This window comes from Burkholderia sp. SIMBA_062 (genome assembly GCF_046534765.1).
In the GTDB taxonomy this organism is placed as follows: domain Bacteria; phylum Pseudomonadota; class Gammaproteobacteria; order Burkholderiales; family Burkholderiaceae; genus Burkholderia; species Burkholderia ambifaria.
Genome location: NZ_JAWRYD010000003.1, coordinates 44,897 through 70,486, shown reverse-complemented (window position 1 = coordinate 70,486; position 25,590 = coordinate 44,897). Strand labels below are relative to the sequence as shown.

Below are 25,590 nucleotides of genomic sequence, written 5' to 3'. Positions count from 1 at the left end.
CTGATGCGACCGGCGGGCCGAACCCGCCGGCGCTCAGAACGCCAACTGGATCGCGAGATCGATCGCGAGCAGCGCGATCGAGCAGCCGATGCCGAGGACCACGTTCGGCAGGCGGTGCTCGAAATCGCGATTGTCGCGGCGCATCGCGGCGCCGAGCAGGAAGATCGCCTCGACGACGATCTGCAGCCCGACGAACAGCAGCATCAGCAGATATTCGTAACCCATCTGCTTGAACGCGGCGAATTGCATCCCGTGATCGCGGATCCACTGGCCGACGCGCAGCAGTTCGTATACGAGCAGCAAGGCGGGAAACAGGTAGCTGATGAAATACGTCGGCGCGGTGGCGTGCCGTAGCTCGAGGTGGAAGTGCTGATGTGTGGTAGCCATCACGAAGCCCTCCTTGCAATGCAAGATTGCGGATGCGACGGCGGCGCGGCGACGTGCGGACTAAGGGATTGCCCGATGCGTCGTGCGGCCGTACGACACCAGCATACTGCCGCGCGGGAAATTTGGCATCCCGTCTGATCATTCGTTGTAAAAACCCTGCGCGTCGCGCGGCGCAATCAGCGGTTCTCGCGTGCCCACGCGACGCGTCGGTGGGTTGCGTGTCGCCCGTCGTGCAGGGCAGTAGCCATTCACGGTGGCGTTCCGGATCGCCGGCGAGCGCGCGCGGCGTGGTGCACATTCGATGCGGACGCACTTTCCTGACCGAGCGTCTCCCGCGCGCATGTGGCAGGACTTCGGTATCGGACCGCTGCGGTCGCTCACTGCTTCGCTTGCGCGCCCTCGACGAACAGTTTCGCGACCGACTGGAATTCGCGTTTCAGCGACAACCCCGGCACGGTCAGCCAGCGCAGCATCGCCGCGAGATACAGATGATGGAACCACGTGGCGAGCTGGTCGGCCGCCAGCGCCGGGTTCAGCTCGCCGGCCTGCTGGCCGGCCGCGATCAGCTGCTGCCACACGAGCGCGATGTCGCCGCCGTTCTCCGTCCCGCCTTCGGCTTGCACCGCGCCGATGCTCAGGAACCGATGCCGCAGGTACGCGAGCAGGTACACCGGATGCTGTTCGCACCATGCGGCCGACGCATCGAGCACGCAGGCGATCCGCGACGCGAAGCTTTTCCGTCGCGCGACGTCGCGCTCGAGATGGGCGAGGTCGCGCGCGAGTTCGCCTTCGAGCCAGTGCGCGAGCACGGCCTCCTTCGTCGGGAAGTGGTTGTACAGCGTACGTTTCGCGACGTCGGCCTGCGCGGCGATCTGCTCCATCGTGACGGCGTCGTAGCCGTGCGCATCGAACAGGCGTGCGCCGGTGGCGGCGAGATGCGCGAGCATCTGGATGCGCTTGCGCGCGCGGCGGCCCGGATCGTCGGTCGTCATCGGCATGGCTCTGGGATTGGCGGAAAGTGTACGAACTGCATTAGTATACGACGTGCACTTTTTTGAATCCACTCGCTCTCGCCGTGCGCGAGGAGTCACGCATGAAGCTCGTCATTGCCACCTACGGCACCGAAGGTGACACGCGCCCGCTCGCGGCGCTGGGTCGCGCGCTGATGGCGGCCGGCCACGAGGTCCGGTTGCTGGCCGACGCCGCGACGCTCGGTTCGGCCGCCGCGCTCGGCGTGCCGTGCGCGCCGTTGTCCGGCGATATCCGCGCGGCGATCGCGCCGGATGGCGCGTTGTCCGATGCCGTGCGCCGGCGCGGCGGCTTCAACGACACGTCGAAGGCGCTTGCGGCGATCGCGAATGCGAACACGGCTGCGTGGATGCGCGAAGTCGCGCACGCGTCGGCCGGTTGCGATGCGATCCTCGTGTCGGGGCTGGCGTCGTTCGTCGGGCTGTCGGTTGCCGAATATCGCGGCGTGCCGGCGATCGGTGCCGGGATGATCCCGATCACGCCGACCGCGGCGTTCGCGTCGCCGTTCCTGCCGCCCGGCAGGGCGCCGCGCTGGCTGAATCGCGTCAGCCACCGGTTCGTCAACGCGCTGCTGTGGCAGGCATTCAGGAAGGCGACCAATGCGGCGCGCGCCAGCGTGTGCGGACTGCCGCCGCGCCGGCGCGTGTGGACCGATCATCCGATGCTGTACGGCGTGTCGCCCGTGCTGCTCGCCGATCCGGCCGACTGGCCGCCGAATGTGCTGGCATGCGGTCAGTGGCGTATCGACGCGCCGGCGTGGACGCCGCCACCCGCGCTGTCGGCCTTTCTGGAAGCGGGCGATCCGCCCGTGTATATCGGCTTCGGCAGCATGGCCGGATTCGACCGGGCCGCGATGGTCGATGCGCTGGTGCGGGCGCTCCACGGCCGGCGTGCGCTGTTCCAGCCGGGCTGGAGCGGCATCGACGCGTCGATGCTGCCCGCGCACGTGTGCGTGATCGGTGAGGCGCCGCACGATTGGTTGCTTCCGCAAGTATCGATGGCGATCCACCACGGCGGGTCGGGCACCACGCATTCGGCCGCGCGGGCGGGCATTGCGTCGGTCGTCGTGCCGTTCGCGGGCGATCAGTTGTTCTGGGCGAACCGGCTGCAGCGGCTCGGTGTGGCCGATGCGCCGGTAGCCGGGCGCCGCGTGGACGCCGCCGCGTTCGCACGCGCGATCGCGTTCGCGGCGCGTGCCGACACGCAGGCGCGCGCCGCCGCACTCGGTGCGCGGCTCGGGCAGGAGGACGGATTGCGTGTCGCGGTCGACGCGATCGAGCGCTGGGGTCGCCCCGGCGCGCAATGAACGCGCGAGCCGCGCGTCAGAAATGCCCGGTGAACCGGTAGCGGCTGCCCGGGTGCCATAGATTCGCGACCGACGCGACCATCCCCTGCGACCACGTGCGCCGATGCAGCAGCAGGCAGGGCTCGCGTTCGTCCATCGTCAGGTGGCGGCGCGTCGGCGCATCGGGCATCGCGGCCTCGATCCGGTATTCGACACGCTGTAGCGGCGCGACACGCGTCAGGTACTGGTTCGGCGTCGTCGTCGTGAAGTCCTGCAATGCGTATTCGGGCGCGCAGGCCGGATTGACCCAGCGTTCCTCGAGCTGCACGGGCGTGTCGTTCTCGAAGTGCAGCACGCGCGAATGGAAGATCGGGTTGCCCGTGTCGAGCCGCAGTTCGTCGGCGAGCTGCGCGTCGGCGACGGCAGCGCCCACCTCCAGCACCTGCGCCCGATACGCATGGCCGCGCGCGGCGACTTCATCCGAGATGCTGCGGATCGCGACCAGCGTCGATTCGTATTTTGGCGATGCGACGTAGGTGCCGGAGCCGCGCGTACGCGTGAGCACCTGCTCGGCCGTCAGCTCGCGCAGCGCGCGGTTGACCGTCATCCGCGCGACGTTGAATTCGCGCGCGAGCTCGTTCTCCGACGGCACCTGGTCGCCTTCCGCCCACTCGCCCGCGTGGATGCGCGCGAGGATGAAGTCCTTGATTTCCTGATAGATCGGTGTGGTCATTGGGTTGCTGTTCAAGTGACGGCGGCCGCGTGCCGTCGCAGTTCGGCCTTCGTGCGGGGCCGGGCGGAGTGTACCGGGTTCGCTGCGGCATCCGCCCGGCCATCGACGCATGATCCCCATTATTTCGGCACATATCCACACGGGAAATCGCGCAGAGGCGCGGTTCCGGCGAACGTCGCGCACGAGGCGCGCGTGCAGGGCAAGCGGAAAAGTATAGACAAATGAACGCGCGACCAAGAAGGCCCGGAGCGTCGCACGAAAGCTCGCTTACAGCCGGATGTAAGCGGAATCGATTGAAATATAAGGGAATAACCTGCCGATAAGGTGCTTTTTCGGCAACTAGAGATAAACACGGATTGCTGGGGCCCCTTACAAACGGCAAAGTTGTATGTACAACTTGGGCTGCCGTCTAGATGACGGCCTCCGGGTTGGAAGGGTTCGCGGCGGCGACGCCCGACGGGCCCGTGCCCAGTTCGCCTATGACAGGAACGCCATGAAGAAACTCGCCCTCAGTATTGCCCTCGCGTGTATCGCGGTGGGTGCCCACGCCAAGGATTGGTCGACGATCCGGTTCGGCGTCGACGCCAGCTATCCGCCGTTCGAATCGAAGGACGCAAGCGGCAAGGTCGTCGGCTTCGACGTCGATCTCGGCAACGAGATCTGCGCGCGCCTAAAGGCGAAATGCGTGTGGGTCGAAAACGACTTCGACGGGATGATCCCGGCGCTGAAGGCGAAGAAGTTCGACGGCGTGCTGTCGTCGATGTCGATGACGCCGGCGCGCGCCGAGCAGATCGCGTTCTCCGACAAGCTGTTCAACACGCCGACGCGGCTCGTCTCGAAGAAGGGCGCGCACCTGCAGCCGACGGCCGAATCGCTGAAGGGCAAGTCGGTCGGCGTCGAGCAGGGCACGATCCAGGAAACCTATGCGAAGACCTACTGGGCGCCGAAGGGCGTGCAGGTCGTGCCTTACCAGAACCAGGACGGTGTGTACCAGGACCTGATGTCAGGCCGCCTCGATGCCGCGCTGCAGGACGCGGTGCAGGCCGACCTCGGTTTCCTGAAGACGCCGCGCGGCGCGAACTTCGAATTCGCGGGCAAGGATATCGACGATCCGAAGACGCTCGGCAACGGCGCGGGCATCGGCCTGCGCAAGGACGACGCCGACCTGAAGGCGAAGATCGACCACGCGATCGCCGACATCATCAAGGACGGCACTTACAAGAAGCTCGAGAAGAAGTACTTCGCATTCGACGTCTACGGCGGCTGACGCCTTCGCGGCGCACGCGGCGCGTGCCGCGCCGCCGGTCTTTCTGGAAATGCTGACATGATCTTCCAAGGATTTGGCCCGCTGTTGTGGGCCGGCACGGTCGAGACCGTGAAGCTCGCGGTGCTGTCGCTCGCCGCGTCGCTCATACTGGGCCTCGCGGGCGCGGCCGCGAAACTGTCGACCCACCGCGTGCTCAAGTGGCTCGGCACGTTCTATACGACGCTGATCCGCGCGGTGCCCGATCTCGTGCTGATGCTGCTGCTGTTCTACGGGATCCAGATCCTGCTGAACACGGCGACCGACGCGCTCGGCTGGAATCAGATCGACATCGATCCGTTCGTCGCCGGCGTCATCACGCTCGGCTTCATCTACGGCGCGTACTTCACCGAGACGTTCCGCGGCGCGTTTCTCGCGGTGCCGCGCGGCCAGCTCGAAGCGGGCTTCGCGTACGGGATGAGCGGCTGGCGCGTGTTCCACCGGATCCTGTTCCCGCAGATGATGCGCTTCGCGCTCCCGGGCATCGGCAACAACTGGCAGGTGCTCGTGAAGGCCACCGCGCTGGTGTCGATCATCGGCCTCGCCGATGTCGTGAAGGCGTCGCAGGACGCCGGCAAGAGCACGCTCGATTTCTTCTTCTTCACGCTCGCGGCGGGCGCGATCTACCTCGCGATCACGACGGTGTCGAACGTCGTGCTGCACCACCTCGAGAAGCGCTATTCCGTCGGCGTCCGGAGGCTCGCACTGTGATCGAACTCGTCAGCCAGTACTGGCAAAACTATCTCTACACCGACGGCTATCGCTTCAGCGGCCTCGCGATCACGCTGTGGCTGCTGGTCGTGTCGATCGCGTTCGGCTTTGCGCTGGCCGTGCCGCTCGCGATCGCGCGCGCGTCGTCGAACCGTTGGATTTCCGGCCCGGTGTGGCTCTATACGTACGTGTTCCGCGGCACGCCGCTCTACGTGCAGCTGCTGATGTGCTACACCGGCATCTACAGCCTGCAGGTCGTGCACAATCACGTGCTGCTCGACGCGTTCTTCCGCAACGCGATGAACTGCACGCTGCTCGCGTTCGTGCTCAACGAATGCGCGTATGCGACCGAGATCTTCGCGGGCGCGATCAAGGCCACGTCGGCCGGCGAGATCGAGGCCGGGATGGCGTACGGGATGTCGCGCTTCAAGCTCTATACGCGCATCATCCTGCCGTCCGCGCTGCGCCGCTCGCTGCCCAGCTACAGCAACGAAGTGATCCTGATGCTGCACGCGACGACGCTCGCGTTCACCGCGACCGTGCCCGACATCCTGAAGGTCACGCGCGACGTCAACTCCGCGACGTACATGTCGTTCCAGGCCTACGGCATCGCGGCCGTGCTGTACGCCATCGTCGTGTTCACGCTCATCTGGGCGTTCCGCAAGCTCGAGACGCGCTGGCTCGCGTACCTCTCGCCACGCGGCCATTAATGCAAGGAAGGACCAAGCATGTACAAGCTCACCGTTGATAACCTCCACAAGAAGTTCGGCGACAACGAGGTGTTGAAGGGCGTGTCGATGAAGGCGAAGGCCGGCGACGTGATCAGCATCATCGGCTCGAGCGGCTCCGGCAAGAGCACGTTCCTGCGCTGCATCAACTTCCTCGAGCAGCCGTGCTCGGGGCAGATCACGATCGGCAGCGAGCCGATCCAGACCACGCGCGAGCGCAACGGCTCGCTGCGCGTGGCCGACCAGAAGCAGTTGCAGCGGATGCGCACGAAGCTCGCGATGGTGTTCCAGCACTTCAACCTGTGGTCGCACATGACGGTGCTCGAGAACGTGATCGAGGCGCCGATGGCCGTGCTTGGAATCGGCAAGGACGAAGCGGTCGAGCGCGCGCGCAAGTATCTGGAGAAGGTCGGTCTCGCGCCGCGCGTCGAACGCATGTATCCGTCGCACCTGTCGGGCGGCCAGCAGCAGCGTGTCGCGATCGCGCGTGCGCTCGCGATGGAGCCCGAGGTGATGCTGTTCGACGAGCCGACTTCGGCGCTCGATCCGGAGCTCGTCGGCGAAGTGCTGAAGGTGATGCAGAAGCTGGCCGAGGAAGGTCGCACGATGGTGGTCGTCACGCACGAGATGGGTTTTGCGCGCAACGTGTCGAACCATGTGATCTTCCTGCATCAGGGAAAGATCGAGGAAGAGGGCGATCCGCAGGAGATTCTCGTCAATCCGAAGAGCGAGCGGCTCGGGCAATTCCTGTCGGGGCGGTTGAAGTAAGTCGCAAGATCGCGTGCCGCGGCACGTGGTGGCTTTTCGTATCGTTTCTCATTGCTTGTCGGCGCGATCGGTCATCGCGCCGTTTCCATTCCCGACCCCTTCTCTTGCATACGTTCGCCCGTTCCGGCGGCGTCGCTTCATTCGAAGTCCAGACTGTTGTGACGCTGAAAGAATTGAAAGCGTGCCAGTGCACAGCCATCGTCAGCTTCGCCGCCGTCTGGCGGCCGATGTCAAAGATCGTCAATTGCGCGCAGGTGCGGTACACGGAGATCGGGTGATCGGCGTTAAGCAGATACCAGCCGGATCACCGGCTGACCTATCCCGGAGAATGTCCATGAACCGCATCGCGAAGATCCTGACGGCCACCGCACTGGCGTGTGCCGTTCTCGTGCCGGCCCTTGCCGAAGCGCACTCGCACCGCGTGTGCCATTTCAATCACCACCACCATCGCGTGTGCTACTGGGTGCACTAAGCAGGGTTTTCCCGGCGCTGCTCCGGGACGCTTTCACCCGTCAGGCAAATCAGGAGAGGACCATGAAAAAGATGATGTTGATCGCCGCGCTTGCGGCCGGCGTGGGATTGTCGACCGGTGCGTTCGCGCAGGTTCCGGCCAGCGCGCCGGCGGGCACGACCGGTCTGTGCAAGGACGGGTCGTTCTATTCGGGCGCGTCGAAGAAGGGTGCATGCGCGGGTCACAAGGGTGTGAAGGCCTGGTACGGCGCGTCGGCTGCGGCGGCGGCCAGCGCACCGGCCGCGGCGCCCGCAATGGCGGCGTCCGCTGCTCCGGCATCGGCCGCCGCGCCCGCGAAGAGCGCGCCGGCGACCGCCGCCGCGGCAGCGCCGGGCGGCGGTGCGGGCAAGGTGTGGGTCAACGACAGCACGAAGGTCTATCACTGCTCGACCGACAAGTACTACGGCAAGACGAAGCACGGCAGCTACATGTCGGAAGCGGATGCGAAGGCGAAGGGCTTCCATCCGTCGCACGGCAAGGCCTGCTCGTAAGCCGGCCGCGCGAGTCCGTCTCGCGCATTGCCCGCAAGTGGTCTGCCGGGCATCACGCCCCGCCGTTTCGGCGGGGCGTTTTTTGTTTGGCGGCCGACGTGTGCGCATGGTTTCGCTTCGGCTGCCCGGATCGGGGCGCAATGAATTTTCCGCGCGCGCCGATCCGCAAACGTTTCACCTTGATTTTCCGCGAAAACGAGTACGAATTCGCTAAAGGATGCGCGCGCCGATGACGTTAAACGGGCACGGGGATGACTGTCGATGGCATGCATGAGACATGCGACGTGCAGTCCGCAATAACCAGCGCAGCAGGGGAATCGACTTGAACCGTCAGCAATCATGGACGCGCACGGCCGCGCCCGGCGAGATCATCTACTCGGAGGGCTTCGCCGGCGAGCCCGTCATCTTTCTGATCGCCGAAGGCAAGGTCGAATTGTCGACACGCTGCGAAGACAAGCGCGTCGTCGTCGCGACGCTCGGGCGCGGCGAGTTCTTCGGCGAATCGGCGCTGCTCGCGGCCGAGCCTCGCGCGCATACCGCGAAGGCGCTGTCGTTCTGTCAGCTCACGGTCGTGCCGGCCGCGGTGCTCGACGAAGAGATCGAGCACGTATCCGCGCTGCTTCGTCATGTCGTGCGCACGATGATCCGGCGCGTGAAGCGCAAGGACGACCAGCTCGCGACCTATACGCACGCCGACTTCATGCCGGGCGTGCTGTCGTATGCGCATGTGCTGTCGCTGATGGCAGGCGCCGACACGCGCGCAACGGACGACGCGTGGTCGCGCCGGCCGATGCAGGCGCATGCGGCGGAAACGTCGGTGCCGCTCGCGGACGTGATCCGCCGCTGTCGCGCGATCGCCGGCCATTCGCGCCCGCACGTGCTCGCGATGCTGCACCGCATGGAGAAGCTCAATCTCGTCACGATCGAAGCCGCGCACGCCGACCATGCCGGCGCGGCCGATTACGCGGGTTCGTCGGATGCGCGCCAGGTCGTCACGTTCGATGCAGCGCGCGTGATCGATCGCGCGCAGCAGGTCGCCGATCACGATCTCGACCTGTCGATCAACAGCGAGCTGGAGCTGATCGAGCTGGCCGATCTGGAGGCGCTGATCGGCGTCGACCGGAAGCTGTTGCTCAACAAGCTGTCGCACGGCGAAATCGCCGACGAGGTGTTCGCGTTCCGCAAGTCGAAGGTACTCGGCTACGTCGAGCAGAAAGGCGTTGCGTATTTCTCGCGCCGCAGCCCGCGCGCCGGCGGCGACGTGCACGCGCTCGAGGACATCGTGTGGATCGATCAGCGCACGCTGTTCGACGTGATCAGCGCATTCGACACGTACGATCTCGCGAAGCTGATCGCGAGCCTCGATGATCGCGCGGTGGCCGACAAGCTGTTCTCCGTGATGACGGAGGCGCGGCGCAACGAAGTGTCGTGGGTGATGCGTCGCGAGCTCAAGCTCGATCCGATCGAGATCGAGGAAATCGAGCAGCGCGTGCTCGATGCCGTGCGTGTCGCCAAGGCGCCGGCGCCGGCCGCGCCCTTGGCTTCATCCGACGCGTAATACATGACTCGACGGAGACGCATATGGACCTGTTGACCCTGGCCGGCGTGGTACTCGGCGGCGCGGCCATCGTATTGGGCTTCGCGCTGGAAGGCGGCCACTTCTCGATGCTGTTCCAGTTCGAAGCGCTCGTCATCGTGCTCGGCGGCACGCTCGGCGCGGTGATGATCCAGAACACGTGGGCGCGCTTCTTCGATGCGGTGAAGCAGTTGCGCCTCGCGTTCGTGCGCGCGCAGGAAGTCGATCGCAAGCACCTGACCGACCTGCTGGAGTGGGGCGATCGCGCGAAGCTCGATGGCTTGCTCGCGTTCGAATCGATGGACGTGAGCGGCATTCATCCGTTCGCGCGGCGCGGGCTGGAACTGCTCGCGAACGGCGTGTCGACCGCCGTGCTCGAGGACGCGCTGCACCGCGAGCTCGACGCCTACGAGCGCAGCCGGCTCGCGGCCGCGCGCGTGTGGCAGCAGGCCGGCGGCTATGCGCCGACGTTCGGCATTCTCGGCTCGGTGCTCGGGCTGGTCCAGGTGACGAGCCACATTCTCGAACCGGCGCAGCTCGGGCCGGGCATCGCGGTCGCGTTCATCGCGACGCTCTACGGCCTCGCGTTCGCGAACCTCGTGTTCCTGCCGCTTTACGGCAAGCTGCGCGCGCAGATCGACAGCGAGCTGCGTTTTCGCAAGCTGTATCTCGACGGCTTGCTCGCGATCTCGCGCAAGGAGTCGCCGCATACGATCGAAACGCGGCTGACCGGCGACGTGCGCGGCCGCGCGGCGGAATCGCTCGCATGACGCACCGGGAGCTTCGACATGACGGCGCGAACTGACGGCGCGCGCGCGGCTTCGGCCGCCAGCGACCGCGACGACGATGAAGCGGAAGGCGCGCAGTCCGGACGCTGGCTGATTTCCTACGCGGACCTCATCACGACGCTGATGGTGCTGTTTCTCGCGCTGTACGTGCTGCAGCTCGCGAAATACAACGCACTCGATGCGCGATATCAGACCCTCGCGCGGCACGACGGCGGTGCGGCGGCCGCCACCGGTTCCGCGATGCCCGAGCGCGCGCCGGCGTGGCTGGCCTCGCTCGATGCGCTGAAGACGAACGGTCGCATCTCGCTCGTGCGGGCGCCGCACGGCATCGAGATCGGCATCGATGCGAAGATCCTGTTCAACGTCGGCGATGCGCGCCTGCTGCCCGACGCGACGCCGGTGCTGAGCCAGATCGCGCGGGCGTTGAGCGAGCATGCGACCGGCGACATACTCGTCGAGGGGCATACCGACAGTGCGCCGATCGCGAACGCGAAATACGAATCGAACTGGGAGCTGTCATCCGCGCGGGCGGGCAGCGTCGTGCGCTATCTGGCCGATCGCGGCGTCGCGCCCCACCGGCTCGCGGCGATCGGGCGAGCCGACACGCAGCCGCTCGTCGCCGGCGACGATGCGCCCGCGCGGGCGCGCAACCGCCGGGTGACGATCTTCGTCGCATATTGATCGCACGACGCTCGGCGGCCACGCCACGCCCGCCCGTCGACGACATATCGGATCCCGCATGACGGACATGTGAAATCGGCGATGCGATTTCGCGCGTGCCTGCCGATAACCCAAGCTGGCTCAGACCGAGCGGTTATCGAGGGTTCCCCATGCATTTCTGGCGCAAGCTGTCCATTCAGAACAAGCTGATTCTCAGCATGACGAGTTGCCTGCTCGTGTTCGTCGCGATCTCGAGCGGGTTGAGCGTCCGCCTGATCGGTCACGCGGTGCGCGATCGCCTCGTCCGCGAAGAGCTGCCGACGGCCGTCAGCGGCATCCGCGCCGACGTGCAGCGGCAGATGGCTGGACCGATCGCCGCGTCGCGCCTGCTCGCGCGCGATGCGTTCCTGCTGCAATGGGAAGCCGATGGCGAGCCCGATACCGGCACGCGCAACTGGATCCAGCGGGCAGGTCGTCGGTGAAGTCGTGTCCACGATGGAGCAGATCAGCGATGCGTCGCAACGGATCTCCGAGATCATCGTGATGATCGACAGCATCTCGTTCCAGACGAACATCCTCGCGCTGAATGCCGCGGTCGAGGCGGCCCGGGCCGGCGAGCAGGGGCGCGGGTTCGCGGTCGTCGCTGCGGAAGTGCGCAACCTCGCGCAGCGCAGCGCGCAGGCGGCGAAGGAGATCAAGGCGCTGATCGAGCACAGCGCGGGCACGGTGAACACCGGCTCGCGGCTCGTCAGCGAGGCCGGCAAGGTGATGCGCGATGTCGTGTCGCAGGTGCAGGGCGTCAGCGCGATGATGAGCGAGATCGCCGAGGCGAGCCTGGAGCAGAGCGCGGGCATCGACCAGATCGGCGACGCGGTGCAGTCGCTCGATCAGATGACCCAGCAGAATGCGGCGCTGGTCGAGGAAAGCGCGGCGGCCGCCGAGAGCCTCAAGCAACAGGCGGCGGAACTGACGCGACTGGTATCGGCGTTCAAGGTCGATGAATGAAGCCCGCGCGACGTTGGAATGACGCGTTTCTGAGGGACGGCTGCCGCGGAATGACGGCAGCGCGCAGCGTGCAACGACACGCACGCGTCGTCGCCGCCCGTCGGGATGCGGTCAGACGATGGCCTTCAAGACGAGCGCAACGCCTGCAATCCCAGCGTGAGCGCGTTGAACGGCATCTCCGCGGCGCCCATCGAAAAGCTCGTCGCGTTCGTGGTGGCCCCCGGCATATGCAGCAGCGCGTGAACGATCCGCTCGCTCGCATGGCCGTCGCCATACGGATTGCTCGCGCGCGACATTTCCTCATACGCGCTCTCGCTGTCGAACAGCCGCGACGCCTCCCAAATGATTCGTTCCTGATCCGTGCCGACGAGCCGCGCGGTGCCGGCCTGGATCGCTTCCGGGCGCTCGGTCGTCTCGCGCGTGACGAGCACCGGCTTGCCGAGCGCCGGCCCTTCCTCCTGGATGCCGCCCGAGTCGGTGATGATGAAATGCGCGCGTGACATCAGGAATACGAATGAAAGATATTCCTGCGGATCGATCAAGTAAATGTTCGGCACGTCGCCGAGCAGCGCACGCGCCGGCTCGCGCACGTTCGGATTCAGGTGCAGCGGATAGACGAACTGCGCATCGCGATAGCGGTTCGCGAGCGCGCACAGCGCCTGGCAGAAATGCCGGAACGGCTCGCCGAAGCTCTCGCGGCGATGGCCGGTGATCAGCACGACGCGACGCGACGGATCGAGAAACGGAAAGTGCGCGGCGACCGTGTCGTTGAGTTCGGCATTGTGATCGAGCATCCGTTTGACGTCGTGCAGCGCATCGATCACGGTGTTGCCGGTCATCACGACCGCACCCACCGGTATGCCTTCGCTGAACAGGTTGTCGCGAGCCTGGCCGGTCGGCGCGAAATGCCACGACGACACCGCGTCGGTCACACGGCGATTCAGTTCCTCGGGCCACGGCGACCAGATGTCGCCGCTGCGCAAACCCGCTTCCACGTGTCCCACCGGCAGATAACGGTAGAACGCGGCGAGACTCACGGCCAGTGTCGTCGTCGTATCGCCGTGCACCAGGACGACGTCCGGATGAAAGTCCTCGAAAACGACCCCGATCGCCTGAAGAATGCCGGTCGTCACGTCGGTCAGCGTCTGGCTCTGACGCATCAGGTTGAGATCGTAGTCGGGCTTGATGCCGAATAACTTGAGGACCTGATCCAGCATTTCCCGGTGCTGGGCAGTGACGCATACCCTGGCGTCGACATCCCTGCGCGCCTTCAGCGCGCGGACGAGCGGCGCCATCTTGATGGCTTCCGGCCGAGTCCCGAACACAAGCAAGATCTTTTTCATCGTTATCCTCGTTGAGCTTCTTCGCACCGTACGACCCGGCACCTGGCGCCAAGCATGGTTGCAGGCGAACCGTCCCGTGCCCGCACGCGGCCGCGCCGACCGGCGCCGGCCGCGCGACACGCAGCGGTGTTGCGGGGCGAGCGCGCCGCTTCTGTCCGCGCGGTCTGCGCCGCGCAATCGTCGGGCTACGGTCGTTACCTTGGACCTCGTCAATCACGTCATGAGCGTTCCTCGCTGCATCGATCGCCACGTCTTTCCGTCACACCTTTCGCATTGCCACGCGGCGCCGCACCCGACGGGTGTCCCTGCGTTCGATACAGCAATATTCAAACCAGCCGCCCTGCGGACTGGTCCGGATCGCGGGGCCCGCGCGGTTCGTTACGGAACGTTTCACAACTGCTACGGACGCCCCGTCGGCGGGCGGCCGCGATGCAGATAAACGGGCGGCCGTGCGCGCGATTGGTCCGCTCGCGTCACTCGGCAAGCAGCGATGGGTGTCATGCATTGGTGGGCGATCGAACGTCATGCGCCTTTCGAAGCGCATTGAATCGCTTCGATATGCGAATTTTGTCTGGGCAATGAACGCAGCGTCATCGCGCGTCCGATGCCGGTCGCGCACGAATGATTTCGCCGCCGTGGTGCATCGCCGGCATCGTCCGCGCTGACAGGTTCGAAATGTTGCGTATCTGTAACGCGCGGCCGGAATGCGGCGGCCGCATCCGCGTCGCGGCCATCCCAGGCGCGGCGACGCGCGCCGCGCACGCTCGCCGGCCACAGTCCATGCAGCGGCGATTCGCGATCGGTTGCGTTCCTGAGCCGCATCGCGCAAGGCGCCACGCGCGCGATGAGCAGACGATTCGCCGCCGGATGGGGACGCGTCGCGAGTCCGGGCCGCGCGTATCGCGGCGAAGCTGATTCGCCGATGAATCAAAAACGCCCGGCCGCGACCCCGGCCACGCGCGCCGTGTGCTGGACGGCCCTTGCCCCACGCGGCACGGCGGCCGATGGCTCGCCGCTTGCTTGTTCTAGCCGGACAGGCGCGTTCCGACGTGTTCCAACGACAGCGGACGGATGGGGCGCCACGGCAACGAATCCGGAAAGCGGCACGCCACGCTCCTCCTGCGCGGAAGAAGGCCGCGCATGCGCGACGAACATGCAGCCGCTTCCCATTGACATCCGCGCGATCCACGGCCCCGGCTCAACCGCTCGGCGGCCGCCGTCGCCGGCACGGGGGAAGGACATGAAGAACCGTCGGTCGGTGTCACTCTGCATCGAAGGCATGCTGCTGTTGATCGTGCTGGCCTGCTCGCTGGCCGTGCGCGACACCGCCACGCGGCCGGCGGCCGAAGCGGGGCGCATCGGCATGTCGGCCGCCGACGCGGCCGAGCGCAGCGTGCGTGATGCCGCGCCGCTCGCGGCGCGCGAGTCGGCCGATGCGAACGCGCCGCTTCAAGCGGTGCGGGCCGACGACGCGCAAATCACGTTCGATCCCTACACGCTGCTGATGCCGTGCGTCGTGTACCTGTGGCTGTTCACGCTGCTGACCTGCGTCTACGCCGCGCGGCATTACGTATTCAGTCTCGACCGGCTGTTCAAGCCGCAGCACGCGCCTTATCAGACGATTACCCACGGCGAATGGCCGCTGCTTACCGTGTTCGTCGCCGCGCACAACGAGGAGGCCGTCGTCGTCGATTGTCTGATGGCGTTGCTCGCGACGACCTATCCGCGCGACCGGCTGACGATCATTCCGGTCAACGACCGTTCGACCGACAACACGCGTGCGCTGATCGACGAGGTGCGGGCGCTGGCGCCCGATCTCGTCAAGCCGTTTCACCGCGAGAGCGGCAAGCCGGGCAAGGCCGCCGCGCTGAAGGACGCCCTGCGTTTCATTCGCGGCGACATCATGGTGGTGTTCGACGCCGACTACCTGCCGCGCCCCGGGCTGCTGAAGGAACTCGTCGCACCGTTCTTCGATCCGGAAGTCGGCGCGGTGATGGGCCGCGTCGTGCCGCAGAACGCCGACAGCAACCTGCTCGCGCGGCTGCTCGATCTGGAGCGCGCGGGCGGCTACCAGGTCAACCAGCAAGCCCGCAACAACCTGAACCTGGTGCCGCAATACGGCGGCACCGTCGGCGGGATCCGCAAGAGCGCGCTCGACGCGGTCGGCGGCTGGTGCGACGACACGCTCGCCGAGGATACCGACATGACCTATCGCCTGCTGTTGAGCGATTGGCGCACGGTCTACCTGAATCACGCCGAATGCTATGAGGAAGTGCCCGAGCGCTGGTCGGTGCGCGCGCGGCAACTGACGCGCTGGGCGAAGGGCCATAACCAGACGCTCCTGCGCTATTTGGTCCCGGTGTTGCGCAATCCGCTGATCTCGCGGCGCTGCCGTCTCGACGGCGCGCTGCTGCTCGGCGTGTTCCTGATGCCCGCGCTGCTCGCGATCGCATGGGCGACCGCGATCACGCTCTATCTGCTCAACGGTGTCAACTCGACGACGCTCGGTCTGCTCGTGTCGCTGTTCGCGCTGTTCGGGTTCAGCACCTTCGGCAATTTCGGCGTGTTCTTCGAGATCGTCGTCGCCGCCCGGCTCGACGGTCGCGCCACACGCCTGCGGCTCGTGCCGGTCAACGTGGTCGGCTTTTGCGTGACGATCGCGGCGGTGGTCTCCGCGCTGTGGGGGCTCGTGCTCGACGCCGCCTTGCGCCGCGAACTGAAATGGGACAAGACCGAGCGCTTTCGCCGGCAACTGAAACCGGGGCGATGAACGATGACGACCTTCAATGTGATGGTGCCGGTGGCCGGGGTGCTCAGCCTGCCGTTCCTGCCATTGCTGCATGAACTGATCCGGCGCAGCGACGTGGCGGCGCTGCCGATCGGCGACGGACCGTTCGTCGACCAGGCGCTGCTCGCCGCGCGCTGGCACGAGGCGCTGCGCATGCACGCCGACGGTGCGCAGCCGGCCGATCCGTCCGCCGAGCCGCCGTGGCACGCGCTTGGGCTGCTGGTGCGGCATGACGAAGAGATCCGCGTGTTGCGCGACGAGCATTGCGACGACGTGCTGTACGCGGATCGCGCGATCACGCTCGACGGCGGCGCGCGGGCCGCGTATGCGTTCGCCGAGCAGCGCATCGACATTCGCGCGGGCGCGACGATCGGCATGCTCGCGCACGCATCGCACATCGACGTCGAAAGCGCGGTGCTGCGCGGCGTCGTGGTCGGCGGGACGATGTACCTGCACGGCGCGGGCGGCTTCGTGTGCCTGTACGGCGAGCCGATCGTGTTCGGCAAGGCCCCGGAACTGCCGTCCGACGATACGGCCGGCGCGCCGCGCCGCGCGGTCTCGCTGACGCGCCACTTCGCGAAGCTCCCTTATCGCTATGTGCACGGCCGCTACCTGCTGCCCTGCGACGTGCGTCTGCCCGCGCACACGGTCGTGCAGGGCAACCTCGTGGTGGACGGCACGCTGGTGCTCGGCGACGGCTGCGTGCTGCGCGGCAGCGTCAAGGCGCATCGCGTCGAGCTCGAACGCCACGCGTTCCTGCACGGCGCCGTGTTCGCGCGGGACGACGTGCTGCTCGCGAGCGGCAGCTGCATCGACGGCGTCGTGTCCGCCGGCGGCCTGCTGCGCCTGACCGGCGGGCGCATCGGCGCCGCCGGCCATCCTGTCAGCGCATGCGCACGCGACGTCTCGGTCATCGGTCATGCCTGCGTGCACGGCGACCTCGTCGCCTGCCGCAGCGGCTGGTTCCACGCATCCCGTTAAGGAGCGCCTTCATGTCCGATCGTTCCCGTCGTCGCGGCGCGCGCGCGCCGGTCGCCGCCCTGGCGGTGCTGTACGGCGTCGCCGTCGGCCCGCTCCCGGCGCTCGCGGCGCAGCCGGATGATGCCGGCGCGTCGGCACCCGCGCAGGCGCCCGACGTTGCCGTGCCCGTCATCGTGCCGCGCACGCTCGACGCTCCCGTGTTCGTGCGCGTGACCCCCGACGGCTTGCAGGATGGCATGTCGCTCGCCGAATTCACGCCTGAGGATACGAATCGGCCGCCGTTGCCCGACGCCGTGATCGCGCACGTGCAGGCGCCGAGCGAATCGCATGCCGAGATGTCGCTCGGCGTGTCCAGCGCGCATCTGACGCACGGGTATGGCGACTGGTACGGCGTGCATGTGCGCGGCATCTATCAGGACGGTGGCCGCACGATACTCGGCGAGCTGGCGCAACTGCACCGTTTCGGCGAGAACACGCAGCTCGGCTCGCTGACGTACGTGCAGGACATGGGGCCGAACTGGTTCGGCGGCATCGGTTTTGCCGGCACCACGTCCGGCACGATCCTGCCGAGCGCGCGCGTCGACCTGTCGATCAATCGCAAGCTGCTGCCGGACCGTTCGCTGATCGTGTCGCTGGGCGCCGGCTACGCACGCAACCGCAGCGGCCACAAGGATCAGCTGTATCACGCCGGCTTGATCTGGTACGCGCTGCCGAAGTGGATCTTCGAGGCGGGCGCGAACTATACGGTCGATTCGCCGGGGTCGGTGAAGGCGCCCCAGTACTACGGCGCCGTCACCTACGGCGAAGTCGGCAAGAGCGTGATCGTGCTGCGCGGCGGGTTCGGCCGCGAGGCGTATCAAATCACCGGCTCCGGCTCGCAGATCGCGGATTTCCGCAGTCACGAGCTGTCCGCGAAGTGGCGCTACTGGTTCACGCGCAAGTGGGGTACGCAGCTCGAATTCGACTACTACCATAACCCCTACTATTCACGGGTCGGCGGCGAGCTGAGCGTGTTCTATCGCTGGTAGCGGGGGCGGGCGCCATGCAGACGCATCCCGTCCGTCCTCCTGTCGACCGGTCGCTGCGGATCCACCCGCATCCGCAGCGCTGGCTGACGTCGATCGTGCTGCTGACACCGACGCTCTATGCGTTGCTGTGGCTCGGCTTGCCGCTGGCGTGGCGCTACTGGCGCGGGGTCCTCGCGTGGGGCGCGCACGAGATCGATCCGGCGCTGCACGTGATCGCGATCGGCTACCCGCCCGACGCGCCGCGCGTATCGCTGCTGTCGATCGATCTCGCCGCGCGGATGCCGAGCGCGACGCAGCTTGCCGTGACCGCCGCGATTTGCGCGATCGGCTTCTGCGCGTCGTTTTTCCGGCGTGCGAACTGGTTGCCCGTTGCATATCTGTTACGGATCGCGAGCTTCACGCAGTTGCTGATTTGCGCGTATTTCTGGCTGGCGCCGGGCGCGTTCCCGTACGTGCCGATGCTGCATCTGCGCGACATGTTCGTGCTGCACGGCGCGGCGATCGCGGTGATTCCGCTGGTGATGGCGGCGCTTTACTACCCGCTCGATTTCACGCTGCTGCAAAAGATCGTCGCATCGGTGCTCGTGGTCGGCTATTTCGTGTTCGCGCTGCCGTTCGTGATGCTGCTGCATGCGGTCATCATCCATCACGGCTCGCTGCTGTTCCTGCCGTTCTGCTATTTCCTGCTCGGCGGCCCGCTGCTGATCGGCCTGCTGGTCACGCTCTACACCTACTGCGCGAGCTGGCCTGGCTCGCTGACGAATCCGTCCGATGGTTCGCGCCGAGATCGCGCGCAAACGCCGCCGTATCAGTGATGAAACGATTCGGCCGCGTTTGCGGCCGGCCTGCCGGGAGCCCGGCGCACGAAGCGAGCACGACCGGGGCTCCGGCGCCAATGGCACGTTGTTCGCTTCTTCTGCTTCGTCGCATCGATTCGTTTTCCACGGAGAAAACGGCGCGGCACGCCGGGCCGGATTCGCTGGTCCGGCTGCCGATGGCAGGTGCCGTTCGATGCTCGACGAACCGGGCAGCCCCATACATCCACCGGGCAAGGTTGGTTGACCTGACGGCACGGGCAGCGCTGCCGCCGCGCACCACCCATTCCTGAAGCGAGGAGCACACCATGTTGGCAAAGTCAGGCAAGTTCTTGCGGATTCTGTTCGCGTTGTTCGCGCTCGCGATCGCATTCAGTCCGGGCGGCGTTCGGGCGGCCACCAACCAGCTGCTGCTGTTGGTGCCCGACACGCTGACACTGCCGGATCCACGCGTCTCCGCGTGGCTCGATACCGCGCAGGAAGAAGGGTTGCAGATCAAGGTGATGACCGACAGCCAGTTCATGGCCGCCGGCTCGACGCTGTCGCAGTATCCGGGCCTGATCCTGCCGGATCAGATTCATACGACGGCCGCCGACACGCTCGTGACGGCAATCCAGAACTACGCGCTGAATGGCGGCAAGGTAATGCTCGTCTACGATTTCGGCGTGCTGAACTCGGCGGGCTTCTACGTGAGCCCGAAATCGCGCTTCAGCAGCATGGCCGGTGTCAATTACGTGCTGTATGACCAATACGGCGGCAACATGATCGGCCTCGGCAACGTGACCGGCATGAGCAGCTGGCTGCGCACGCTGCAGGTGCCTCCGGGCAAGTCGATGGCATGGACGACGACTTCGTCGAGCACGACCGCGAGTCCCACGACGTCGTTCGCGTCGACGAGCAGCTCCGGCACGTCGACGACTTCGGCATCGACGTCGGGGTCCACGTCCGGCAACGCGCTGTTCCTGCCCGCGAGCCCGTCGAACCCGGGCGGCCTCGCGAATTACAACCACGGCGCGTGGTTCCAGTACTCGACGCCGCCCACGGGCAGCGGCCTGCTGAGCCAGAGCCTCCCGAAGCTGACGGGCATCGTGACCGGCAAGCTGAAGACGACCACCTCGTATAGCGCCGGCTCGCTCCTGAGCACCGCGACGGGCACGACGGCCAACACACTGGCATCCATGCTGGCGACCCCCACCGATACGCTCGAAGGGATCTCCGGCTACGTATACGGCTTCCTGACCTATCCGAGCTTCGTCACGCAGGGCACGTACACCGGCACCACGATCCTGACCTCGCCGACGTTCGGGCTGGTATCGGGCTACAACACGTACGGCAACGGCGGCGTGCTGTTCGTCAACCTGCCGCTGGCCTACCTCGACGGCCAGACCGACGGGATGCTGATCCACGGCTACCTGCATTATTTCGGCACGAAGCTGCTGAACCTGCCTTCGCTGTCGCCGCTGCCGAACGCGCAGGCCGGGCTCGTGTTCAACTGGCACTTCTGCGCAGGCGACCAGATCCAGCCGGCGCTTTACCTGAAGAGCCTGGGCGTCTGGAACAACGGGCCGTTCTCGCTCGTGGTGACGGCCGGCCCCGACGAGGCGGCCTTCGGCGACGGAAACGGCGTCAATCTCGCCAACAATCCGACCGCGCAGAGTCTCCTTAGGTACTTCCTGACCAAGGGGCATCGCGTCGGCAGCCACGGCGGCTGGATCCACGACTACTGGGGTGCGAATGCGAGCGAAACGAACGCGAGCACGTTCACGCAGTACCTGGTGATGAACCACCAGGCCGTCCAGGCCGTGACCGCCTTGCCGGATGTCGAATACGCGGCGCCGGAAGGCAACACGCCGACCTGGTCGGTGAACTGGCTTGAAAGCAACGGTTTCAACGGGTACTACTTCACCGGCCACACCGGCTCGGCGCCGACCCGCGCATATCGCAACGGCGCGATGCTGAACCCGGGCCTGTGGGCTTACCCGGTGATGCCGTTCGGCAAGTACGCGACGTTCGAGGAGTTCCAGCAGTATGCGGTGCCGACGACCGACGTGAACAACTGGTATGCATCGCTGATGAACTTCGTCGTCGCGAACCGCACGAGCCGGCTGATCTACGCGCACCCGGTAGGCGCGTCGTCCTACACGTCGACGCTGTCCGCGATCTTCTCGCAGGCCAACACGCTGAAGCTGACGGGGCAGTTCAGGTGGTACACGATGAGCGACATCACGGTGTTCGACCGCGCACGCCTGAACGTCACGTGGTCGGCCACCGACACCGGCAGCGGCTGGGCGTTCTCGGCCAGCCACCCGACGAGCCTCGCGAACATGACGTGGCTGCTGCCGAAAGCCAGCTTCGGGACGCCGGTCATCACGCAAGGCAGCGGCACCATCGGCATCACCGACTCGACGTACTGGCTCGTGACCGCGAACAGCGGTACCAGCCTCAAGTTCAGCAGCATCAAGATGCACTGAGCCACACCGTCGACCCGTTCGCCGGACGCGACGCGGCCAACGCCGCGTTCGGCGACGATTGCGCAGGACAATCCCGCGCAGGAGCCCCACATCATGAACTGGCCCGCGCTTTTCCCGGCCGCACGCGCGTGCGTGGCGGCCACCGTCAGGCGGTGCCATGCGTGGCGCGTTGCCTGCTGCGTCGCCGTGTGCTGCTCCGTGCTGCACGCGGGCGCCGCCGAACTCCAGCTCAACGGGTTGTATCAACGCCCCGACGGCGCGATCACCGTGCGCCTGAACGGGGCCGGCATCGATCCATATTTTGCGGCGAAGGCCCTGCTTGCCGCGGCCGATACCCGGATGGACGCCCGTCAGTCGGCACTTGCATGGATCGCATGGCTGTTGCCGCGGCAGCGTCCGGATGGCGGCTTCGATCGCTATTGCGTGAAGGACGGCCTGACGAACCGGTGCGCGGAAGCCGACGCGGACGACGCGATGATGGCGACCTGGATCGAGCTGCTCGCACGCTTCGCCCCGCCCGACGGAATGCCGGCCGCGTGGGAGCTCAGCCTGAACCGCGCGGGCGCGCACCTGGATGCGCTGCTCGACAAGACGAGCGGCGTCTATCAGATCTCGTCGTCGCTGCATGTCGCACTGCTGATGGACAACGTCGAGGTGCACAGCGCGTTCCAGGCGCTCGCCGCGTATTACGTGCGCCGCGGCGACGCCGTGCATGCGGCGCCGTGGAGCCAGCGCGCCGACCGGCTGTCGTCGGCGATCGTGAAGGTGTTCTGGCGCGGCACGCAGTCCGGCTTTCGCGCGAGCACGCAGAAGATCAGCGACGCGAGCTTCTATCCGGCGAAAGTCGCGCAGATTTTCCCGATCCTGTCGGGCATCCAGGTGCCGGACCAGTCGAACGACAGGATCTATGCGCAGTGGATGCAGAAGTACGGCAAGACCTGGATGCAACTCGCCGGCTCCGATTTTCCGTGGGGGCTGATCGCGCTGGTCGCATACAAGATGAACGACTGGAACACCGTCGCCTGCTGGTATGCGCGCTCGGGCCCGTACCGTCACGGCGCGCACTGGAATGTACTGGAGGAGGCACTGTACCTGGCATTCGAAAACAGGATGACCGACCCGCTCACGCCCGCCAAGTGCGGCTTCACGACGGCGGAGGTCACGGTGACCGGATCGCGCTGATACAACGGCGCACGGTTCGGCCCGCCGTTCATGAACGGACAAAGGGAAGGAGACGTGTCATGTGTGGCATCGTCGGCGCGGTCGCGCAACGGAACGTCGTTCCGATTCTGATCGAAGGTTTGCGCCGCCTCGAATATCGAGGCTACGATTCATGCGGCGTGGCGACCGTCATTGATGGCCACGCGCGCCGCGAACGCAGCGTGTCGCGCGTCGCGGATCTCGACGCGCACGTGCGCAGCGCCGGGCTGTGCGGCACCACCGGCATCGCGCACACCCGCTGGGCGACGCATGGCGCGCCCGCCACCTGCAACGCGCATCCGATCTTCTCGCGCGACGAAATCGCACTCGTGCACAACGGCATCATCGAGAATCACGAAACGTTGCGCAGGCAACTGTCGGACGAGCACTACGAATTCGACGGCCAGACCGACACCGAGGTCGTCGCCCACCTGATCCACAGCAAGTATCGCGGCGACCTGCTCGCCGCCGTGCGCGATGCGACGTCGCAGCTGCACGGCGCATATGCGATCGCGGTGTTCAGCAAGCACGAGCCGCAGCGGCTGATCGGCGCGCGTGTCGGGTCGCCGCTCGTCGTCGGCCTGAACGACGACGAATGTTTTCTCGCGTCCGACGCGCTCGCGCTCGCCGGCATCACCGATCGCTTCATCTTTCTCGAGGAAGGCGACATCGTCGAGCTGACACCGGGCGGCGTGCGCATTCTCGAGCGCGGCGGCACGCCGGTCGATCGCCCGATCCAGACCGTCTCGTCGACGCAGGGCGTGGTCGAGCTCGGGCCGTACCGGCATTTCATGCAGAAGGAAATCTTCGAGCAACCGCAGGCCGTGGCCGCGACCATTCCCGATGCGGGGCTGTTCGATCCGGCGGCATTCGGCCCGGATGCCGCGCGGGCGTTCGAGCAGATCGACAACGTGCTGATCCTCGCGTGCGGCACGAGTCACTATTCCGGCCTGACTGCGCGCCGCTGGCTCGAGACGATCGCGCGCCTGCCCGCGCAGGTCGAGATCGCGAGCGAATACCGTTACAGCGACGCGCTCGCGCTGCCGAATACGCTGGTGATCAGCGTGTCGCAATCCGGCGAGACCGCCGACACGCTCGCCGCGCTCAAGTACGCGCAGGCGCTCGGTCATGTCGACACGCTCGCGATCTGCAACGTGCCGACCAGCGCGATGGTGCGTCAGACCAGCCTGCGGTTCCTGACGCGCGCCGGCCCGGAAATCGGTGTCGCGTCGACCAAGGCGTTCACGACGCAGCTCGTCGCGCTGTTCATACTCGCGGTGACGCTTGGCCGGCTGCGCGGCTATGTCGATGATGCGCAGCTCGCCCGCTATGCGACGCAACTGCGACGGCTGCCGGACGCGCTCGAGGGCGTGCTCGCGCTGGAGCCGCAGCTCGAGCGCTGGGCGGTGGAGTTCTCGCGGCACGAGAATGCGCTGTTTCTGGGGCGCGGGCTGCATTACCCGATCGCGCTCGAAGGGGCGCTGAAGCTCAAGGAGATTTCGTATATTCACGCGGAAGCGTATCCGGCCGGCGAGCTGAAGCACGGGCCGCTCGCGCTCGTCACGCACGCGATGCCGGTCGCGACGATCGCGCCGAACGATGCGCTGCTCGAGAAGCTCAAGTCGAACATGCAGGAGGTGCGGGCGCGTGGCGGGCAGCTTTACGTATTCGCCGATGCCGATACGCGGATCGACAACGGCGAAGGCGTGTCGGTGCTGAGGATGCCGGATTACTACGGGCTGCTGTCGCCGATCCTGCACGTCGTACCGCTGCAGCTGCTCGCCTATCACGCGGCGTGCCTGCGCGGTGCGGATATCGACAAGCCGAGGAATCTCGCGAAATCGGTGACGGTGGAGTGACGGGAAGGGGGCTCGACGAGACTGCTTCGGTGAGATGCGGAGCGGCCTCGGAATGGCGGCGGCGGGCAAGCCGACGCGAATCGTGCACGGCCGCCCGGTCCGTTACGATTTCGCGTCGGCGGCTGGAGCGTCGTCGTCGATGCGGAACACGATCGGATCGCGCGGATAGTGCTTGATATCCGGCGATAAAGCGTACCTGCCCTCGGCCCAGTAATACGCGAAGGAAACGATCAGGATCGCCAGCGAAACGGGCAGCGACATGCGCCCCCATGCCCAAAAAGCGAGAAGCCCGAGCGCGCCGATGATCGAAAAAGCGATCATCGCTGGGCGTCGCGCTGTTGCGAGCGGCTGCCAGGTTTCAGGGTGAATCCCCGCGGCGATGAACGTCCTCGGATTGAAACGCAACCCCTGATGCGCGAGGCCGCACAGCAGCGCGACAATCAATTCGTGATGATTCTTGAAGCGAACGCAGCGGATGGCACTGTCGGCATCGTAATCCACGAGACTCGTGCGCAGCGTGAATCGCGTCGCCGGTTCGCGCTTGGCACCGCGTCGCCAGAACTGGAAACTCGCGGGGCGCATGGCCACTCGGGATGCCGTGTTGTATTCGACATCGCAGCGCAGGTCCTGGCTGGGTACGACTTCATGCCATTCGATGTGACGTTCCTGCTGCAGGGCTGCCGCATTCGAGCGTTTGCCTATCCCATATCGGAAGCCGGTTGCATCGACATGAAACCAGCCGCCAGTATTCCGCATGGCCCGAACGACGACGACCACCGCCCACGCGAGGCAGCCCAATATGCCGAGCCACAAAACGAATCCGATGAAGCCGCCTCGCGCGAAAGACGCATCGCCGAATGGCGCGGTGAGCAGCCCGACGAACATCGTGCCGAAAAACAGCAGGAAGCCGATATTGACCAGATAGGTATTGAACAGGTCCGGAATCCCTTCGCACGACGGAATCTGCCGAAGATGCGCCGGGAGCGTAATGACGCGCGGGTTTGCGCCGGTGTTCTGTCTTGATGGGTTCGACGTGTCGGCGATGCCGGACGACAAGGTGCCGTCTGAGCGGGTAGTCATGGCGCGTGGCCCTTTTCCGGAGGAGGTGTTCTGGAGATCGACGATTGATC

General features: G+C 66.2%; 23 protein-coding genes and 2 pseudogenes. 20 read left to right on the top strand and 5 right to left on the bottom strand.

Annotated features, from left to right (window positions below):
* Window positions 1–33: 33 nt before the first annotated feature.
* Together SB786_RS03675 and SB786_RS03670 are read right to left on the bottom strand one after the other, a co-directional pair.
* Window positions 34–387 carry a hypothetical protein gene (locus SB786_RS03675; RefSeq protein WP_410726243.1) on the bottom strand — a complete coding sequence of 118 codons (354 nt, stop codon included), beginning with the start codon at window positions 385–387 and terminating at the stop codon, window positions 34–36.
* Between the two features lie 377 nt (window positions 388–764).
* Window positions 765–1,385 (bottom strand): TetR/AcrR family transcriptional regulator, encoded by a 621-nt coding sequence (locus SB786_RS03670; protein WP_410726242.1) that lies wholly within the window; start codon window positions 1,383–1,385, stop codon window positions 765–767.
* A 95-nt stretch (window positions 1,386–1,480) separates the two neighbouring features.
* On the opposite strand from SB786_RS03670, the gene SB786_RS03665 reads away from it, so the two are divergent.
* Window positions 1,481–2,722: a glycosyltransferase gene (locus tag SB786_RS03665; RefSeq protein ID WP_410726241.1), complete on the top strand. Its 1,242-nt coding sequence runs from the start codon at window positions 1,481–1,483 to the stop codon at window positions 2,720–2,722.
* A gap of 16 nt (window positions 2,723–2,738) precedes the next feature.
* On the opposite strand, the gene hutC is transcribed toward SB786_RS03665, so the two are convergent.
* Complete coding sequence (gene hutC / locus SB786_RS03660; RefSeq protein WP_006761492.1) at window positions 2,739–3,434, bottom strand: histidine utilization repressor; 696 nt, start codon at window positions 3,432–3,434, stop codon at window positions 2,739–2,741.
* A gap of 493 nt (window positions 3,435–3,927) precedes the next feature.
* Here hutC and SB786_RS03655 point away from each other — a divergent pair, with 493 nt between their 5' ends.
* The 12 genes and pseudogenes from SB786_RS03655 to SB786_RS03600 form a co-directional block, all read left to right on the top strand.
* Window positions 3,928–4,701, top strand: a complete 774-nt coding sequence (locus tag SB786_RS03655; RefSeq protein WP_410726240.1) for an ABC transporter substrate-binding protein — start codon at window positions 3,928–3,930, stop codon at window positions 4,699–4,701.
* A gap of 57 nt (window positions 4,702–4,758) precedes the next feature.
* On the top strand, window positions 4,759–5,448 hold the full coding sequence (locus tag SB786_RS03650; protein WP_410726239.1) for an ABC transporter permease: 690 nt from the start codon (window positions 4,759–4,761) through the stop codon (window positions 5,446–5,448).
* Window positions 5,445–6,158, top strand: coding sequence for an ABC transporter permease (locus SB786_RS03645; protein WP_410726238.1), 714 nt, complete (start codon window positions 5,445–5,447; stop codon window positions 6,156–6,158). The genes SB786_RS03650 and SB786_RS03645 overlap by 4 nt, the downstream gene beginning before the upstream one ends.
* An 18-nt stretch (window positions 6,159–6,176) precedes the next feature.
* On the top strand, window positions 6,177–6,944 hold the full coding sequence (locus tag SB786_RS03640; RefSeq protein WP_410726237.1) for an ABC transporter ATP-binding protein: 768 nt from the start codon (window positions 6,177–6,179) through the stop codon (window positions 6,942–6,944).
* A gap of 104 nt (window positions 6,945–7,048) precedes the next feature.
* Entirely contained in the window at window positions 7,049–7,222 is a 174-nt protein-coding gene (locus SB786_RS03635) for a hypothetical protein (RefSeq protein ID WP_410726236.1), read from the top strand.
* 56 nt (window positions 7,223–7,278) lie between these two features.
* Window positions 7,279–7,416: an HHHH-motif protein gene (locus SB786_RS03630; RefSeq protein WP_410726235.1), complete on the top strand. Its 138-nt coding sequence runs from the start codon at window positions 7,279–7,281 to the stop codon at window positions 7,414–7,416.
* Between the two features lie 62 nt (window positions 7,417–7,478).
* Window positions 7,479–7,946 carry a hypothetical protein gene (locus SB786_RS03625; RefSeq protein ID WP_410726234.1) on the top strand — a complete coding sequence of 156 codons (468 nt, stop codon included), beginning with the start codon at window positions 7,479–7,481 and terminating at the stop codon, window positions 7,944–7,946.
* 322 nt (window positions 7,947–8,268) lie between these two features.
* Window positions 8,269–9,504 (top strand): cyclic nucleotide-binding domain-containing protein, encoded by a 1,236-nt coding sequence (locus tag SB786_RS03620; RefSeq protein ID WP_410726233.1) that lies wholly within the window; start codon window positions 8,269–8,271, stop codon window positions 9,502–9,504.
* A gap of 23 nt (window positions 9,505–9,527) precedes the next feature.
* Window positions 9,528–10,292 (top strand): flagellar motor protein, encoded by a 765-nt coding sequence (locus tag SB786_RS03615; RefSeq protein ID WP_410726232.1) that lies wholly within the window; start codon window positions 9,528–9,530, stop codon window positions 10,290–10,292.
* An 18-nt stretch (window positions 10,293–10,310) separates the two neighbouring features.
* Window positions 10,311–10,991 (top strand): flagellar motor protein MotB, encoded by a 681-nt coding sequence (locus SB786_RS03610; protein ID WP_410726231.1) that lies wholly within the window; start codon window positions 10,311–10,313, stop codon window positions 10,989–10,991.
* A 149-nt stretch (window positions 10,992–11,140) separates the two neighbouring features.
* A pseudogene (locus tag SB786_RS03605) lies at window positions 11,141–11,440 on the top strand (methyl-accepting chemotaxis protein); the annotation flags it as partial.
* Window positions 11,436–11,975, top strand: a pseudogene (locus tag SB786_RS03600) (methyl-accepting chemotaxis protein); the annotation flags it as partial. The pseudogenes SB786_RS03605 and SB786_RS03600, both read left to right, overlap by 5 nt.
* Before the next feature lie 125 nt (window positions 11,976–12,100).
* Here the strand turns inward: SB786_RS03600 and wecB are convergent.
* Complete coding sequence (wecB, locus tag SB786_RS03595; RefSeq protein ID WP_410726230.1) at window positions 12,101–13,318, bottom strand: non-hydrolyzing UDP-N-acetylglucosamine 2-epimerase; 1,218 nt, start codon at window positions 13,316–13,318, stop codon at window positions 12,101–12,103.
* Window positions 13,319–14,558: 1,240 nt separating this feature from the next.
* On the opposite strand from wecB, the gene SB786_RS03590 reads away from it, so the two are divergent.
* From SB786_RS03590 to glmS, 7 genes are all read left to right on the top strand, one after another.
* Window positions 14,559–16,088 (top strand): glycosyltransferase family 2 protein, encoded by a 1,530-nt coding sequence (locus SB786_RS03590; RefSeq protein WP_410726229.1) that lies wholly within the window; start codon window positions 14,559–14,561, stop codon window positions 16,086–16,088.
* Between the two features lie 3 nt (window positions 16,089–16,091).
* A complete protein-coding gene (locus tag SB786_RS03585; protein WP_410726228.1) occupies window positions 16,092–17,087 on the top strand; it encodes an N-acetylglucosamine-1-phosphate uridyltransferase in 996 nt (331 codons plus the stop codon).
* Between the two features lie 11 nt (window positions 17,088–17,098).
* On the top strand, window positions 17,099–18,115 hold the full coding sequence (locus SB786_RS03580; RefSeq protein WP_410726227.1) for a YaiO family outer membrane beta-barrel protein: 1,017 nt from the start codon (window positions 17,099–17,101) through the stop codon (window positions 18,113–18,115).
* Between the two features lie 14 nt (window positions 18,116–18,129).
* Window positions 18,130–18,930: a hypothetical protein gene (locus tag SB786_RS03575; protein ID WP_410726226.1), complete on the top strand. Its 801-nt coding sequence runs from the start codon at window positions 18,130–18,132 to the stop codon at window positions 18,928–18,930.
* A gap of 308 nt (window positions 18,931–19,238) precedes the next feature.
* A complete protein-coding gene (locus SB786_RS03570; RefSeq protein ID WP_410726225.1) occupies window positions 19,239–21,401 on the top strand; it encodes a polysaccharide deacetylase family protein in 2,163 nt (720 codons plus the stop codon).
* Between the two features lie 93 nt (window positions 21,402–21,494).
* Complete coding sequence (locus SB786_RS03565; RefSeq protein WP_410726224.1) at window positions 21,495–22,583, top strand: hypothetical protein; 1,089 nt, start codon at window positions 21,495–21,497, stop codon at window positions 22,581–22,583.
* A gap of 59 nt (window positions 22,584–22,642) precedes the next feature.
* A complete protein-coding gene (gene glmS, locus SB786_RS03560) occupies window positions 22,643–24,460 on the top strand; it encodes a glutamine--fructose-6-phosphate transaminase (isomerizing) (RefSeq protein ID WP_410726223.1) in 1,818 nt (605 codons plus the stop codon).
* A 102-nt stretch (window positions 24,461–24,562) separates the two neighbouring features.
* Here glmS and SB786_RS03555 read toward each other — a convergent pair whose 3' ends face one another.
* A complete protein-coding gene (locus SB786_RS03555) occupies window positions 24,563–25,540 on the bottom strand; it encodes a hypothetical protein (RefSeq protein ID WP_410726222.1) in 978 nt (325 codons plus the stop codon).
* Window positions 25,541–25,590: the final 50 nt, after the last annotated feature.

Bases quoted from the DNA above. Each gene is read 5' to 3' on its own strand.
- SB786_RS03555 (WP_410726222.1), bottom strand. From the start codon at position 25,540: ATGACTACCCGCTCAGACGGCACCTTGTCGTCCGGCATCGCCGACACG.
- wecB (WP_410726230.1), bottom strand. From the start codon at position 13,318: ATGAAAAAGATCTTGCTTGTGTTCGGGACTCGGCCGGAAGCCATCAAG.
- SB786_RS03655 (WP_410726240.1), top strand. From the start codon at position 3,928: ATGAAGAAACTCGCCCTCAGTATTGCCCTCGCGTGTATCGCGGTGGGT.
- SB786_RS03630 (WP_410726235.1), top strand. From the start codon at position 7,279: ATGAACCGCATCGCGAAGATCCTGACGGCCACCGCACTGGCGTGTGCC.
- SB786_RS03640 (WP_410726237.1), top strand. From the start codon at position 6,177: ATGTACAAGCTCACCGTTGATAACCTCCACAAGAAGTTCGGCGACAAC.
- SB786_RS03565 (WP_410726224.1), top strand. From the start codon at position 21,495: ATGAACTGGCCCGCGCTTTTCCCGGCCGCACGCGCGTGCGTGGCGGCC.
- SB786_RS03575 (WP_410726226.1), top strand. From the start codon at position 18,130: ATGCAGACGCATCCCGTCCGTCCTCCTGTCGACCGGTCGCTGCGGATC.
- SB786_RS03625 (WP_410726234.1), top strand. From the start codon at position 7,479: ATGAAAAAGATGATGTTGATCGCCGCGCTTGCGGCCGGCGTGGGATTG.
- hutC (WP_006761492.1), bottom strand. From the start codon at position 3,434: ATGACCACACCGATCTATCAGGAAATCAAGGACTTCATCCTCGCGCGC.
- SB786_RS03610 (WP_410726231.1), top strand. From the start codon at position 10,311: ATGACGGCGCGAACTGACGGCGCGCGCGCGGCTTCGGCCGCCAGCGAC.
- SB786_RS03585 (WP_410726228.1), top strand. From the start codon at position 16,092: ATGACGACCTTCAATGTGATGGTGCCGGTGGCCGGGGTGCTCAGCCTG.
- SB786_RS03615 (WP_410726232.1), top strand. From the start codon at position 9,528: ATGGACCTGTTGACCCTGGCCGGCGTGGTACTCGGCGGCGCGGCCATC.
- SB786_RS03675 (WP_410726243.1), bottom strand. From the start codon at position 387: ATGGCTACCACACATCAGCACTTCCACCTCGAGCTACGGCACGCCACC.
- glmS (WP_410726223.1), top strand. From the start codon at position 22,643: ATGTGTGGCATCGTCGGCGCGGTCGCGCAACGGAACGTCGTTCCGATT.
- SB786_RS03590 (WP_410726229.1), top strand. From the start codon at position 14,559: ATGAAGAACCGTCGGTCGGTGTCACTCTGCATCGAAGGCATGCTGCTG.
- SB786_RS03650 (WP_410726239.1), top strand. From the start codon at position 4,759: ATGATCTTCCAAGGATTTGGCCCGCTGTTGTGGGCCGGCACGGTCGAG.
- SB786_RS03580 (WP_410726227.1), top strand. From the start codon at position 17,099: ATGTCCGATCGTTCCCGTCGTCGCGGCGCGCGCGCGCCGGTCGCCGCC.
- SB786_RS03670 (WP_410726242.1), bottom strand. From the start codon at position 1,385: ATGCCGATGACGACCGACGATCCGGGCCGCCGCGCGCGCAAGCGCATC.
- SB786_RS03570 (WP_410726225.1), top strand. From the start codon at position 19,239: ATGTTGGCAAAGTCAGGCAAGTTCTTGCGGATTCTGTTCGCGTTGTTC.
- SB786_RS03665 (WP_410726241.1), top strand. From the start codon at position 1,481: ATGAAGCTCGTCATTGCCACCTACGGCACCGAAGGTGACACGCGCCCG.